Annotated in this window: 6 protein-coding genes; all 6 read left to right on the forward strand. The window is 34.0% G+C overall.

The features are described 5' to 3' along the window. The first annotated feature begins 94 nt into the window (after positions 1-94). Entirely contained in the window at positions 95-1,426 is a 1,332-nt protein-coding gene (locus EHE19_RS06060; protein WP_137698262.1) for a M48 family metallopeptidase, read from the forward strand. A 206-nt stretch (positions 1,427-1,632) separates the two neighbouring features. Beyond that, positions 1,633-2,004 (forward strand): hypothetical protein, encoded by a 372-nt coding sequence (locus EHE19_RS06065; protein ID WP_137698263.1) that lies wholly within the window; start codon positions 1,633-1,635, stop codon positions 2,002-2,004. Between the two features lie 27 nt (positions 2,005-2,031). Continuing rightward, positions 2,032-2,751, forward strand: coding sequence for a pyruvate formate-lyase-activating protein (gene pflA, locus EHE19_RS06070; RefSeq protein ID WP_137698264.1), 720 nt, complete (start codon positions 2,032-2,034; stop codon positions 2,749-2,751). 168 nt (positions 2,752-2,919) lie between these two features. After that, positions 2,920-11,649 (forward strand): GH36-type glycosyl hydrolase domain-containing protein, encoded by an 8,730-nt coding sequence (locus EHE19_RS06075; protein ID WP_137698265.1) that lies wholly within the window; start codon positions 2,920-2,922, stop codon positions 11,647-11,649. Positions 11,650-12,099: 450 nt separating this feature from the next. Then, complete coding sequence (locus EHE19_RS06080; protein ID WP_137698266.1) at positions 12,100-13,911, forward strand: heme NO-binding domain-containing protein; 1,812 nt, start codon at positions 12,100-12,102, stop codon at positions 13,909-13,911. Between the two features lie 502 nt (positions 13,912-14,413). After that, entirely contained in the window at positions 14,414-15,619 is a 1,206-nt protein-coding gene (locus EHE19_RS06085) for an NADP-dependent isocitrate dehydrogenase (RefSeq protein ID WP_137698267.1), read from the forward strand. Positions 15,620-15,710 lie beyond the last annotated feature (91 nt).

A 15,710-nucleotide genomic window follows, 5' to 3' on the forward strand; every position in this document is an offset into this window, starting at 1 on the left:
CCTTATGCTATCATATAATTAAGCAATGGATAAGTTATTGGATGTCCAAATCTAATATAGGGTACAAAATTTACCCGTATGGAGGCTGAGGGAGTTGAATAAAGAAATACGAAAAGCAATATTAATAATTTTTGTGATCTTTTTTATATTTACATGCTTGGTATTAATTTCGGAATTTATAAATTATAGGCAAATACTAAATACATATCCGCAGAATCCGCATTTAGCAGTACCAGATACAGTTTCTGTAGCTATGCCAACACAAGCAGCTTTTGATTTTCAGCGGAGCAAGGTGACAACCTGGTTAATCAGATTATTTCTTGGTTTTGTAGTTCCTGCATTTTTTATCTTTTCTAAACTCTCGGCAAGCATCAGAAATTGGGCTAGGAGAAAGGCTAAACGCTGGACTCTTATAATAATGCTATATTTCATTTTATATTCAGTAATTGAAATACTGATATATCTGCCGCTGGACTTTTATACAGGATTTGTGAGAATGCATCAATATGGCTTATCAAATCAAACCTTCGTTCAGTGGCTTATTGAGACTGTTAAAAGTTTTTTTGTAAATACTGTGATTTTAGCTGTCATTATATGGATTCCATTCTTAATAATCAAGAAATCTCCTAAGCGCTGGTGGCTTTATCTTGCGCTTGTTTCAATACCATATATGTTTTGTATATCTTATTTACAACCTATTGTAATTGACCCAATGTTTAACCAATATAAGGAAATAGAGGATGGAGAGCTGTCATTAAAGATTGATGAACTGCTGAGTAAGACATATATAGAAAATTGTCAGGTGCTTCAGGTTGATAAAAGCAAAGATACAAATCAAATGAATGCATATATGACAGGGGTATTCAACACAAAAAGAATAGTATTGTGGGATACTACAATTAATTATTTAAATGTGGATGAAATTCTTGGAATTGTAGCCCATGAGATGGGACATTATTTAATGGGACATATATGGAAGTCAATTTTTTTAGGAGGGCTTGGAGGCATTCTTATATTATATTTGGTATATAGGATATGCAACTGGTTTTTGGAAAAGTCCAAAGGAAAGTATGGATTTTACAGACTTTCAGATGTTGCTGCTTTTCCATTAATAATACTTGCAATTAATCTTATGTTATTTATAACTGCTCCTATTTCAAACGCATATTCAAGAAGTATAGAGCTTGAGGCAGACAGGTTTGAGTTAGAACTTACCCAAAACAATTTTGCCACAGCAACTGCAACTGTTAAGCTGCATCAACAGAGTTTGGCTATGCTAGAGCCAGGATATATTTATATGCTATGGACTTATGATCATCCAACATATAAATCAAGGGTTGACTTTGCAAACCAATATAGGCCATGGGAAGAAGGTAAGCCTTTAAAATATCAGAAATATATGAAGGAAAATGAACAAGCAAAGTAGAATATACTTAAGCGTTTCAAATGGGATTTTGGATATACTAACTATTTTAGGATTCATTTTTAAATATGTTTTAGTATAGGAAAGTGTTTTGGTATTTATTCTGAGATAATCTTGGGATAAAAAATATAGCAGCGGTTGATATCCTAAGATCAATATCTAGATGAGCCATTTAAGGATAATTAAACTAATTTGGAGGAAGAGAGATTATGGAATTACTTAAAGGACTCGGATTAATGGAACCATCATTTTTAGTGCCTGTAATAGTAATAGTTTTAGTGCTGGTCATTATAGCAAAGGTGGCAAAAAAGATACTAAAGCTTGCAATACTTATTGCTGTAATTGCATTTGTTGCTACTACATATGTTAATCTGCCTACTTTCAAGGTTGAGAATGGGACGGCAACGCTTGATTTACAAGGTAAACAGTATACCATCAGTACAAAGGATGTTAAAATTGTTACAGAACAGAAGGACGGGGATATGCAAACTATATTAGTATCAGGGAGTACTCGTATAGAATTGCCGTTTAGTAAAGAATTTGCTGATAAATTTATAATGGAAAAGCTAAAAGAGAAATAATATTTTGCACTGCATGGAGGGTAAAATTTGGAAACTAAAGGCAAGGTTCACTCCTTTGAAACATTTGGAACAGTAGATGGTCCTGGAATTCGGTTTGTAGTATTTATGAAAGGCTGTCCGTTAAAATGTAAGTACTGTCATAACAGAGATACCTGGAGTGCTGAAGGCGCACAGCTATATACTGCCGAGGAGGTTATGACTGAAGTTCGGAAATACAGGAATTTCATAGATTCCTCAAAAGGCGGTATAACTGTTAGTGGTGGAGAGGCTCTAATTCAGCCTCAGTTTATTTTAGAACTTTTCAAAAAGTGCAAAGAAGAAGGAATTCATACAGCAGTGGACACTTCTGGATATGTAAATGTTGAGGATGTCAAGGAAGTAATGGAGTACACTGACCTTGTACTGCTTGATTTAAAGCATGCGGATGAATTGAAGCATAGGGATCTAACAGGTGTTGATAATGAAAAAATTAAACGCTTTACGGAGTATTTGTGTGATATTAACAAGCCTGTTTGGATTAGATATGTTTTGGTACCAGGGTATACAGATGATGAAGAGGATTTATTAGCAGCACATGATTACTTAAAGAATTTTAAAAATATTGAGAAGATTGAGGTACTGCCTTATCACTCAATGGGTAAAGTAAAATGGGAAAATCTCAACGCAGAATATCCCTTAGAGGGTGTTAGAGAACCTACAGCTGATGAGGTTGAGAGAGCACAGAGAATTTTGAGGGGTGGAGAGTAAGAATATAAGTTCAGTGTATATATTCAATACTATGTAATTTACCATAAGTAAATAATAAATAAAAAATATCAAATAAAAAGTACTAAACTTTCAATAAATTGGGCAAGCTATTTATTGTTATTTAGTACTTTTTGTTTGAAAAAAATTTGATAAAAATGGTGAATACATATGAATATATATATCTTTTTAATAATATTTTTGGCTGTGGCATTAATTTCTGTTATTTTAATATGGGTTAAAAATCTTAATAGGTTTCAGTTTCAGATTGAGGATATTGTTTTGTCTGCGGATGAACTAGAGAAACATGCGGAGAGTCTTGCAAAGGTTCAGGAGACATCAAAACGCAAATATGCAATGAAAAGAATAACTAGAAGAATTGAGTCAAAGTTTCAGTACATTTCCTTAACCTACAAAAGGTTTAATGAAGATGCTTCAGCAGGATTTCCTATACCGCCGGCAGCAGAGTGGCTGCTTGACAATTTCTATATAATCGAGGAACAAAAAAGCATTATTGTCAGAGAATTATGTGACTTAAAAAAGGCACTGCCAGTAATAACTGAAGGAATATATTCAGGTTTTCCTAGAATATATACAATAGCTATTGAGATTGTGTCTCATATTGACGGAAATGCTAACGAAAAGGTCATAAAAGACTTTATAACTGCTTATCAGAGATATAATTTTTTAACAATTGAGGAACTATGGATGCTGACTCTGATGGTTAAAGCAGCTTTAATTGAAAAGCTGTGGGTTGTATGTGAGAAAATGAATTCAACTCATCAAGATTGGCATAAGGCAGAGCAGACACTTGAAATTGTTAACGACAATAACCCGTCAAATGATACCTGTGAAAATTTTTATTCAATGATAGAAGAGTTAGATGATATAACACCTGCATTTGTGGAATATCTTATTAAAAAATTAAGAAAAAAGGGTTCAAAAACTCTTTGGATGATACAATGTATAGATGGCATTCTTGCACAGAAGAGCACCACTACAGATAATTTAATTTCAATTGACCATTTAAATCAGGCAGTAACTCAGGTGTCTATTGGAAATGTAATAAATAGTTTGCGTAGCCTATCGGGCTTTGACAGCACTGCGCTTTTTGAGGAATTAAGTGAGGTAGAGAGAATATTAAAGCAAGATCCTTGCAATATATATTCTAAAATGGATTTTAATTCGAGAAATCAATATAGAAATATTATTACAAAGTTAGCTGATAAATTTAAAACTACAGAGATTCATGTTGCAAGACTATGCTATGAACTTGCTGAAGATGCAGTTAATACGGGAAGTCAAGAGACATCAGCTGACCATATAGGATATTATCTTATTGGGAAAGGGCAAAAGGCTCTGTTTGAAAGCTTGAATTCAAAATCAAAGAATGCAGTTAGATATAAAAAGTTGAATGAAAAACATTCTGTAAATTTATATATATCAGCAATTATCTTATTTACTATAGCAGTTGTTCTTATTCCGTTGATATATAGCCTTAATAGAGAGACAAAAGTAGAAGATATATTTGCTGTTATTCTGGGAATATTTGGATTGATTCCTGCTAGTGAAATAGTTATATCCATAATTAATAACTGCTTGGGGAATTTTATAAAACCTGCAAGGCTGCCTAAGCTAGAGTTAAAGAAAGGAATACCTCAGGAACTGGCTACAATGGTAATAGTTCCAACTCTTGTTCCTAATGTTAAAAGGACTCTTGACTTAATTGATAATCTTGAGGTTTTCTATTTAGCAAATAAAAGCGATAATATTTATTTCTCACTAGTTGGAGATTTTAAGGACGGCAACGAAGAAACCTCATCAGAGGACAAGGCTATAGTTGATGCAGCTTTAAAAAGAATACGAGAACTAAATAAAAAATATTCAACTGAAGGAAATGATATTTTCTTTTTATTCTGTCGTGCTAGACAATTTAATAAGCAACAGAATAAATGGCTTGGATGGGAACGAAAAAGAGGAGCAATTATTGAATTTAATAGATTGCTTCGTGGAGACAAAAATACAAGCTATATATTTAACAGTGTCGATATAGATGAATTGCCGTATATTAAATATGTTATTACACTAGATGCAGATACCCAATTACCTCTTGAATCAGCAGCACAGCTGGTGGGGACAATAGCACATCCTTTAAACAGAGCTGTTTTTAATGAAGAGAAAGGTATTGTTACAGATGGTTATGGAATACTTCAGCCTAGAGTTGATGTAAATATTGAAAGTGCCAATGTATCATATTTCACTAAGGTGTTTGCTGGACAAGGTGGAATAGATCCATACACCACCACTGTTTCCGATGTTTATCAAGACACCTTTGGAGAAGGTATTTTTACTGGAAAGGGTATATATGAGCTTGATATTTTTCAAAAGGCTTTGGATAATATAATTCCTGAAAATACTATTCTTAGCCATGACCTGCTGGAGGGTAGTTATTTAAGGACAGGACTTGTTACAGACATTGAACTGATAGACGGATATCCTTCTAAGTATAACTCCTTTATGATGAGACTGCACCGCTGGACAAGAGGAGATTGGCAGCTATTACATTGGATATTTGGTAAAACACCAGTTACAAAACTATCTAGATGGAAAATGTTTGATAATCTTAGGAGAAGTCTGCTTTATCCAACATTAATAATTGTATTATTCTTGAGTTTGACTCTGCTTAGAAATAGTATTAATGCGTGGATTTGGCTGGATATTGTTGCGCTATGCTCACCTGTTGTGGGATATTTTGTGCACACAATATTAGGATGTAACTACAAAGTTTACATTACGAAACGAAAAACTATTGTTTTGACAGGCTTCAGCGGTATATTGGTGCAAATTGGTTTGCTTTTGGCATTTGCACCATATCAGGCATATTTAATGACTAATGCTATTGTTAAAACTCTTTATAGGGTGTTGATTTCTAAGAAAAATCTGCTTGAATGGATTACTGCAGCAGATATGGAATTGGCGCTAAAAAATGATTTAAGCAGCTATTACAGAAGAATGTGGTTTTCGCCTGTTTTTGGAGCAGCAGTTTTGGTTGTTTGTCTATTCTTAGCAAGGGATTATATTTGCTTGGGTGTGGCCTTTTATATTTTATGGCTTCTAGGACCATATATTGCATACTTCATTAGCAAACCTATATGTAATAGTAATAATGCTTTAAGCAATGAAACTATAAAGGATTTTAGACTTTTATCAAGAAAAACTTGGTTTTATTTTGATGAATTTGCAGGAATTAGTGATAATTATCTTCCTGCTGATAATTATCAGGAGGAACCATATAAAGGAGCGGCCCATAGAACCTCTCCAACTAATATAGGGTTATTACTGGTGTCAAATCTGGCTGCTAGAGATATGGGATATATAAACACTGTGGATTTGCTAGATAGAATTGAGAATACAATTACAACTATAGAAAAACTAGAAAAGTGGAATGGACATCTTTTCAATTGGTATAATACAGTAACCCTTGATATACTTCGTCCAAAATTTGTTTCAACTGTTGACAGCGGAAACTTCGTGGGCTATTTAATGGTCTTGAATGAAGGCTTAAAGGAATATAGAAATAAGCCTATATATGACGAGGCAGTAATTGAAGGTATTTTTGACTTATTAGAACTTTGCAATTTGGAAATTGACAAAGAGAAGCCTTATTTTGACATGGTAAGGCTTAAAAATATTGCTCAAAACACCTACAGCTCAGACACAAGTGTGAATGTTAAAACTGTTAATGTCAGGGCAGAAGCCGTTAAAAAGCTAGATACGAGTATTGAAAATGATGAGGCTGTTCAAAGCATAAAAAACAGATATGAGGTGCTTTTTTCAGAAATATCAACTGCATTAAATGCTCTTATAGACAGAAATAAACTAGGCTATTTTACTAAAAAACTGGTGTATCAGGTTAATATGTACCATACTTTACTTGAAAAATACAATGACAAAATATTTAGCAGTATAGATGAAATTACTGAAAAAAGTGTTCAGATAGATACGCTTATAAATAGAATTCAGACTCTTATTGATAATATGAAGTTCAAATGCTTGTTTGATGAGAACAGAGATCTGTTTTCAATAGGCTTTAATGTTGATGAAGGACATCAAATAAAATCCTATTATGATTTGTTTGCATCTGAAGCAAGACAGACAAGCCTTATTGCAATAGCAAGAGGTGAGGTTTCCAAGCAGCATTGGTTCAAGCTTGGAAGGAAGTTAGTAAGTATTGGAGGGGGTGCCGGCCTTGTTTCTTGGACAGGTACTATGTTTGAATACCTTATGCCTAGATTGCTTATAAAGTGTTATTCCAATACTTTAATTGAAAGAACCTATAAATCTGTTGTCAAGGCACAAATTAATTATGGATTAAGCAAAAATATTCCTTGGGGTATTTCTGAATCTTCTTTTTATGCATTTGATATAGCATTGAATTATCAATACAGAGCATTTGGAGTACCAAGTCTTGGGCTTAAAAGGGGCTTGATAAACGATTTAGTAATAGCACCATATGCTACAATTATGGCAATAGATATAGAGCCAGAGCAGTGCGCCAATAATATTGAAAGACTTAGGAATTTAGGTGCTGAGGGACAGTTTGGATTATATGAGGCTGTGGATTTCACAGATTCTAGGCTAAAGATGGATCAAAAATGTGCTATTGTAAAAAGCTATATGGTTCACCATCAAGGCATGAGTATGCTTGCATTTGTTAACTTTTTCAAAGACAACATAATGCAAAGAAGATTTCATGCAATACCTGAGATAAAGGCTGTTGATGCATTAATACAAGAAAAATATCCTGCAAGTGTATATATATCTAAGGATTGTAAAGATAAGCCTAAGTATGATGTGCGGAAAAAGGCAGAAGATGAAGAAATAGTTATTCGAAGCTATAATAATACATCACCTATTCCTAAAATGCACCTTCTTACAAATGGTAACTACAATTTGGTGCTGACCGACAAGGGTTCAGGGTACGGCAAATGCAATTCAATGGCAGTATACAGATGGATTAATGACTATATGCAAAGCAGCGGGGCTTTTATATATATAAGAAATGTAAATTCAAATGAGTACTGGTCTACTACCTATAGCCCTGTAAATACTGAGCCAGAGGCATACAAAGTTATATTTGCACCTCACAAAGCAGAATATATTCGAAGAGAAGGTAATATTGAAACAAATACTGAGATTCTCATAAGTACTGAGGATAATGCAGAAATAAGAAAAGTAACTATTTTTAACCATAGTACTTCTAAAAGGGTTGTTGAACTCACAAGCTATATGGAAATTGTGCTGTCGCAGCCTGAAGCAGATTCAGCCCATCCTGCATTTAGCAAGCTGTTTGTAAAAACAGAATATATAGAACAGCATAATGGACTTTTAGCAATGAGGAGAAAGAGGGATGACGTAAAGCAAACAGTTTGGGGATATCATACTGTATCAACAGACGGAAATATTCAAGGAAAAGTGGAATATGAGACTAATCGTATGAATTTCATTGGCAGAAATAGAAGTCTTGCTTGTCCTAATGCCATGGAACCAGATCAGCCTTTATCAAATTCAGTTGGAGCTGTATTAGACCCTATTTTCAGCTTGAGAATACGAGTTTGTATTGAACCTGGAGAAAGTGAGGTGGTTAATTTCTGCATTGGTACATGTGACACCAGAAAGAATGCAATTGAAATGCTGGAAAAATACTGTGATACTTCTTCAGCAGAAAGAGTTACTGAAATGGCATGGACCAGAAGTATTGTTGAAGCAGGCTTTCTAAATGTAAATGCCAGAGATGAAAGAGCATATTTAAAATTGCTCCCAAGGATTCTATATGGATTGGATAGAATAGAAAGTGCTCAATACATTATAAATAATACTCTAAGCCAAAGTGAACTATGGCCTTTTGGTATATCAGGGGACGTACCCATAATATTAGTCACAATTGCAGACAGAGATAGCTTTGAAGAAGTTCAATGGGCTTTAAAGCTGCATGATTATTTTAGACTAAAGGGATTAACTTTTGACTTGGTGGTTTTGGTTACAGAAGAAGAAACCTATAATCAGCCAATATTTGAAATGGTTAAGGATATGGCTGTATCTGGGCGCTCTTATGAGCATATTGACAGAAAGGGAGGCATTTTCATTAGAAAAGCTCAGCAAATGAGTTCTGAACAGAGGTGCCTGTTGTTTACATGTGCAAAGATAATAATAGATGCAGATAAAGGTATTTTTGATTTTCTTGATGAAGATGAAGACTCAAATGTAAGGTTAGAGGATATCCCAGAATTAGTTTCTGCTAGAAAGCACGATGATGTTTCTAATAGGCTTTCCAATAGAGACATATTTGGAAACTTAGCAAAATCAGAAGAGGCTATAAAAACTACAGAAACAAATAGAACTGTGTCTCAACCGAGAGAAAATAATCAGGATCAAGCAGAGATTACAAAGGTAGAAAAAGATTATGAGGAAGCTATTGAAGATGAATATATCTCTAACATTGCTGAGAATTTAAAGTTTTTTAATGGAATAGGCGGTTTTACTAATGATGGAAATGAATACGTAATATGCTTAAGAGCAGGGGTAACTACACCGGCACCATGGGTAAATATAATTTCAAATGATAAATTCGGCTTTATTTGTACTGAATCGGGAGGGGGATATACTTGGCATCAAAACAGCAGCCAAAACAAGCTGACTTCATGGGCAAATGACCCAGTTTCAGATACACCATCAGAAATAATCTATTTGCACAGCAAAAATACTGATGCTATATGGAACTGTACACCATTGCCTGTCAGAGAAAGTGAACCATACGTTATAAGACATGGTTTTGGATATACCAGCTTTTTGCACAAAAGTCATGGCCTTGAGCAAGAATTATTGCAGTTTGCTGCCGTAGATTCTCCTATTAAGCTAAGTATTGTAAATCTTAAAAATATTAGTAATAAAGAATTAAATATTGATGTAGCTTATTATTTTAGACCTGTATTAGGTGTTGAAGTTAGTAAAACGTCACCATATATTATTACAAGCTATGATCAGGAACTTAAAGCTTTATATATGGAGAATGTCTACAGTGATGATTTTAGAGGGTTAAGGGCATTTTTGTCCTGCTCAGAAGAGAATGTGACCTATACGGGGCAAAGGATTGAGTTTATAGGAAATAATATGGACTTTTCTGATCCCGTAGGGATGAGAACTTCTTTAAATGGCAAGGTAGGATCAGGCTTTGATGCATGTGCTGCTATTAAGACTACAGTTGACATTTTGCCTTATGAGAGTAAGCAAGTGGTATTTTTATTTGGGCAGGAGGAAGCTGAAAAAACTCATGCACTAATAGAAAAATTCAAAGATAAAAATTATGCTAATGAAGAATTCAATAGAGTAAAAGAAAGCTGGTATAAAAAACTAAAACAAATTCAAGTAAATACTTCCGACTCTGCTATGAATATTTTGCTTAATGGATGGCTTCAATATCAAGTTCTGTCTTCTAGAGTATTTGCCAGAACTGGTTTCTATCAGGCAGGAGGAGCATTTGGATTCCGTGATCAGCTGCAGGATGTTATGTCAGTTGTTTACACTATGCCTGAAATCACCAAAAAGCAGATATTACTGCATTGCCGGCATCAATTTTTAGAAGGAGATGTACAGCATTGGTGGCATGAGCAGAAGAACAATGGAATTAGAACCAGATATTCTGATGATTTATTGTGGCTGCCTTATGTAACCTGTGATTATATATATTCTACAGGAGACTATAAAATATTGAATATTAGCGAGAACTATATACAGTCTGAACTTTTAGGAGATAATGAACACGAAAGATATGAAGTGGCTACAGTATCTGAGACAAAGGGAACAGTTTACGAACATTGTATTAGGGCAATAGATAAGAGCCTTAAATTTGGAGTTCATGGAATACCACTAATGGGTGGTGGAGACTGGAATGACGGTATGAACCTGATTGGTGCACATGGAAAGGGCGAAAGTGTTTGGCTTGGTTGGTTCCTATATTGTGTTCTTCATAAAATGATACCTATTTGCACACATATGGGAGATTTAGAACGGGCAAATAAGTACAGAGATCATGCGACCAAAATAATTGAGGCAATTGAAAAGGAAGCATGGGATGGCAGTTGGTACAGGAGGGCTTACTTTGATGATGGAACACCTTTAGGCTCAATACAAAATGATGAAGGAAAGATTGATTCTCTTTCTCAATCTTGGGCAGCAATATCGGCTGCTGCTAAGCCTAGTAGAGTTGAGGAGGCTATGAGCGCTCTTGAAAAGTATCTTATCGACAGAAAAAATGGCTTAATCAAGCTGCTGACACCGCCTTTTTATGACAGTGAGTTGAATCCAGGTTACATTAAAGGATATCTTCCAGGGGTTAGAGAGAATGGAGGTCAGTATTCTCATGCGGCTACTTGGGTTATATATGCTTATACACAGCTTGGAAACGGAGAAAAAGCATGGGAACTTTTTAGTATGATAAATCCTATAAACCATGCTAGAACAGATATGGAGTGCATAACTTATAAGGTAGAGCCTTATGTAATGGCTGCTGATGTTTACGCAGTCCCTCCGAATGAAGGCAGAGGAGGCTGGACATGGTATACAGGTGCGGCAGGATGGATGTACAGAATTGGTATGGAGCATATTTTGGGAATTAAAAAACAAGGTAAGTTTTTGAAGCTTGCACCTTGTATTCCAAAGATGATTAAGGAATATTCAGTGAAATATGTTTTTGGTGGTTCTGTATATGAAATTAAGATAATTAATAATAGCAACAAAAATACTGGAGTAAAACAGATAAAAATAGATGAAAGGACAGTTAATTCTGATACAATAGAACTTATTGACGATGGGAAAATCCATAGGCTTGAGGCATATATGTAAAGTATAAGTTGATAAGTTGATATGTTAAAAATTATATATTTAATATTATATTAAGCTGCTGCTAAACAACACAGTAAGTATGAATTAGCAGTGGTTTTTTTTTTATAAAATTTTGATTTTTTATTCTGGTAACAGTTATAATATATGGTGAAGCATGGAATTAAAGTGCGTAAACTAGTCGATGCTAGCATTTTATTTAGTTTAATGTCAAATTGGTATTGAATATATAATATATTTTTATATTATTATATTAGTTAATGAGTTTAGCACCGCATTTTATGGGTATATTATTTTTATATGGACTAACTTGCTATGGTAATTTTATGCTATTTTTTAAAAAAGAAAGAATTGTGTCGATAAAAAGAGTATACTATATTTAAATACTATTTATGTTATGTAATTTTTAGTAATTGAGCCAGTGGTAAAATTACACATTAAAGGAGAATGGAAATGAAAGGAACAGTAGTTACAAATTGGTTAAAAAGCTTGGAAGCACTATATGGAGAAGATATTGTTGCTAAAGCGTTGGCTAGTAATTCTTGGCCAGAAGGCAGGATTATTAATCCAAAAGAAAATATCGAAGATGAATCAATTTTTGCTGTGATGAATTCTGCTGCAAAACTGATTGGAAAGCCTATAGAAGAGGTATGGAGAGAAGTTGGACGAAGTAACATAGTATCTTTTTCAAAATGGTTTCCTTCATTTTTTGAAAGAGCAAGTCTTAAAGGCTTTTTGATGATGATGGATCATGTGCATACTCAGTTAACTAAAATGATTCCTGGCGCAAAGCCTCCAAGGTTGATAGCAAAAGAATTATCTACAAATGAAATTGAAATGAGATATTCTTCAAGACGCGGAATGTATGATTATTTTCTTGGGTTGCTAGAGGGCAGTGCAACATTTTTTAATGAAAAGCTAACATATGATGAAATTGAAAGAGGTACCGATGGAGAGAATAAATTTTTACGTGTTAAAATAAAATTTGAAAAAGAAAGTAAAAAGCCTAAGAAATTTATACTTAGCAAGGTGCTATCTCTAGGTTTTTTGAAGTCCATTCCATTAAAAACCAGTGTGCTTCCAGCAATTATTTCAACAGCAGCCTTAGCAATTGTATTTCCCGGACAAGGAATACTAAAATATGGAATCAGCTGTATATTAATTTTCCTGCTGATTTTAGCGGCATCTAAAATATCTCAGCAGCCTATACGTTATCTAAATAAAGAACTGGACAATCTTATAAATCTTGATTTTTCTGAAAAAATTCTTGTGCAAAGTGGAGACGAAGTAGAGAAATTTGCAGATAGAATGAATATACTTAAAGAAACAATGACAAAGGACTTCCTTTTCCTTAAGGGCGGAAGTGATGACATGTATTCGTTTACATCTTCATTTTCAGAAATTGCCTCTAAAATGGAGTTTGTTTCTGATGGTATATCCAGCTTAGTGTATGAGGTTGCTAATGGTGCAGTTCATCAGGCTGAAGAAACAGAAAAATCTGTTTATATTTTAAACTCAAATATTGAGGAAATTAACAGAATTACCTCTGAACAGACTGATGGTAAAGGCAATCTTGAAGAAGCAGTAAATAAGCTTGAAAGCTCTTTTAATCAAACCGAAAAAGTAGCAAGTATGCTTTTAAATGTAAGAAATAATTTTGAACAAGTAAATAATGATGGTGTGCAGTTATCAAAACAGGTCAATGAGATATTGGATATAGTAAATACTGTTGCTGATGTGGCTGATCAAACTAATTTGCTGGCTCTTAATGCTGCCATTGAGGCTGCAAGAGCAGGTGAAGCAGGAAAGGGCTTTGCTGTTGTAGCAGATGAAATCAGAAATCTGGCAGAAAGCTCAAGAACCTCAGTAAATGTAATTAACGACAGCTTAATGATGTTTACTGGGCAAGTTTCTGGATTTGTTGAAAAGATAAATGAACAATTCGCACAATTAGAAGAGAGCAGCAAAACTCTTGCGGATGTATTAAACGGTAATAGGAATTCTACACAGCAGATTGTAGTGGTTGCCAATTTAATTGCTAATTTGGTTGCACAGCTATCTAGTGAAACACAGAAATTATCAAGCATTAATGAAAATATGCATTCGCTGGCTGCTATCGCAGAAGAGAATTCGGCATCATCAGAGGAAATGAGTTCTAATGTATCAGAATATTCTGATAAAATTAAGGACTTGGTTCAGAATATTCAAATGCTTGAAGATTTGTTGGATATGTATAAGACAGAATTGAGGAAATATACAATATAGTATAATGTTAGTTGGTATTGTTAAATCTTTATAAAGTATTAGTTAAATTGAAGAAATAATACGACTGCTGAAAAAAATTTACTGTATACCGCTCTTTTTACAAGAAATAGTAGGCGAGTGTAATATATATCTATTTGCGAAGTTCGGTTAGAATTTGATGCTAGAAAAGATAGGTGAAGAACAAGTATTGTAGCCGACACAGCAGAAGTCAGTAGCTGTGAGTATTAACTCGAGATAGAATGCCTTGGTTATACGTTCGGTGGAAATGCTTGTTCTTCACTAATTATTTCAGCGTCAATTTCGGGAGCGAACAATAGATATATATTGCTACGTCCGTACTATTTAAGCAGATTATTGTTGATTATATTATTTCTTGTTTTGTTACATATCTTTAAATATTTACAAAAATCAAGTTTACATACCCTGTAATGATATGCTAATATTAAGTATGTTAAAATTATATCAAAAAATAAAATCAATTCTATTATAAAGGAGTATGTTTATGGCAAAGATTATTATGAAAACTCCACTTGTTGAGATGGATGGAGACGAAATGACCAGAATAATCTGGAAGATGATAAAGGATATTTTAATTCTACCTTATATCGACTTAAAATCTGAATACTATGACTTAGGTCTAGAATACAGAGAAAAGACTGGTGACCAGGTTACAATTGATTCTGCAATGGCAACAAAAAAATATGGAGTAGCTGTAAAATGTGCTACTATTACTCCTAATGCTGAGAGAGTTAAGGAATATAATCTTACTCAGATGTGGAAGAGTCCAAATGGAACTATAAGAGCAATATTAGATGGTACTGTTTTCCGTGCTCCAATACTTGTGGACAGCATTAAACCGTTTGTTAAGTCTTGGGTAAAGCCAATAACTATTGCCAGACATGCATATGGAGATGTTTATAAAAATGTTGAATACCGTGTACCAGAGGCAGGTAAGGCTGAATTAGTATTTACAAACGAAAAGGGCGAAGAAACTCGCCAAACAATATTCGATTTTAAAGGCCCTGGAATAATACAAGGACAACACAATATAGACAAATCTATAGAAAGCTTTGCAAGATCCTGCTTTAACTATGCATTAGATCAAAAGCAAGACGTATGGTTTGCAACAAAGGATACTATTTCTAAGCAGTATGACCACAGATTTAAAGACATTTTCCAAGAGATATATGACAAGGAATATGATGCTAAGTTTAAAGAAGCTGGAATTGAGTATTTCTATACATTAATTGATGATGCTGTTGCACGTGTTGTTAGATCTGAAGGTGGCTTTATTTGGGCATGTAAGAACTATGATGGTGATGTTATGTCCGATATGGTAGCAACTGCTTTTGGAAGCTTAGCTATGATGACATCAGTTTTAGTTTCACCTGAAGGATATTATGAATATGAAGCAGCTCATGGAACTGTTCAAAGACATTACTATCAGCACTTAGAAGGAAAAGAGACATCTACAAACTCTATGGCAACATTGTTTGCTTGGACAGGAGCACTTCGTAAGAGAGGCGAACTTGACGGAATTAAAGAACTTGTTGAATATGCAGACAAGATGGACAAGGCATCAATTCAAACAATAGAAAGTGGCATAATGACAAAAGACCTTGCTATGCTTTCAGAGTTAAAAGATATAAAAACAGTAAATACAGAGCAATTCCTGCTTGAAGTAAAGAAAACTTTTGATGCAATGTAAAATACGTTCACATATATGATTTAAAATGTATAGTTACGATACTTATATATAAAGTAAACTTAATTTAAAATAAAATGCACTATAAAAATCA

This window comes from Ruminiclostridium herbifermentans (assembly GCF_005473905.2).
In the GTDB taxonomy this organism is placed as follows: Bacteria; Bacillota; Clostridia; order Acetivibrionales; family DSM-1351; genus Ruminiclostridium; species Ruminiclostridium herbifermentans.

What these genes read in the sequence shown, in the direction of transcription:
- EHE19_RS06065 (WP_137698263.1), top strand. Translation starts at nt 1,633, where the DNA reads ATGGAATTACTTAAAGGACTCGGATTAATGGAACCATCATTTTTAGTG.
- EHE19_RS06080 (WP_137698266.1), top strand. Translation starts at nt 12,100, where the DNA reads ATGAAAGGAACAGTAGTTACAAATTGGTTAAAAAGCTTGGAAGCACTA.
- EHE19_RS06085 (WP_137698267.1), top strand. Translation starts at nt 14,414, where the DNA reads ATGGCAAAGATTATTATGAAAACTCCACTTGTTGAGATGGATGGAGAC.
- EHE19_RS06075 (WP_137698265.1), top strand. Translation starts at nt 2,920, where the DNA reads ATGAATATATATATCTTTTTAATAATATTTTTGGCTGTGGCATTAATT.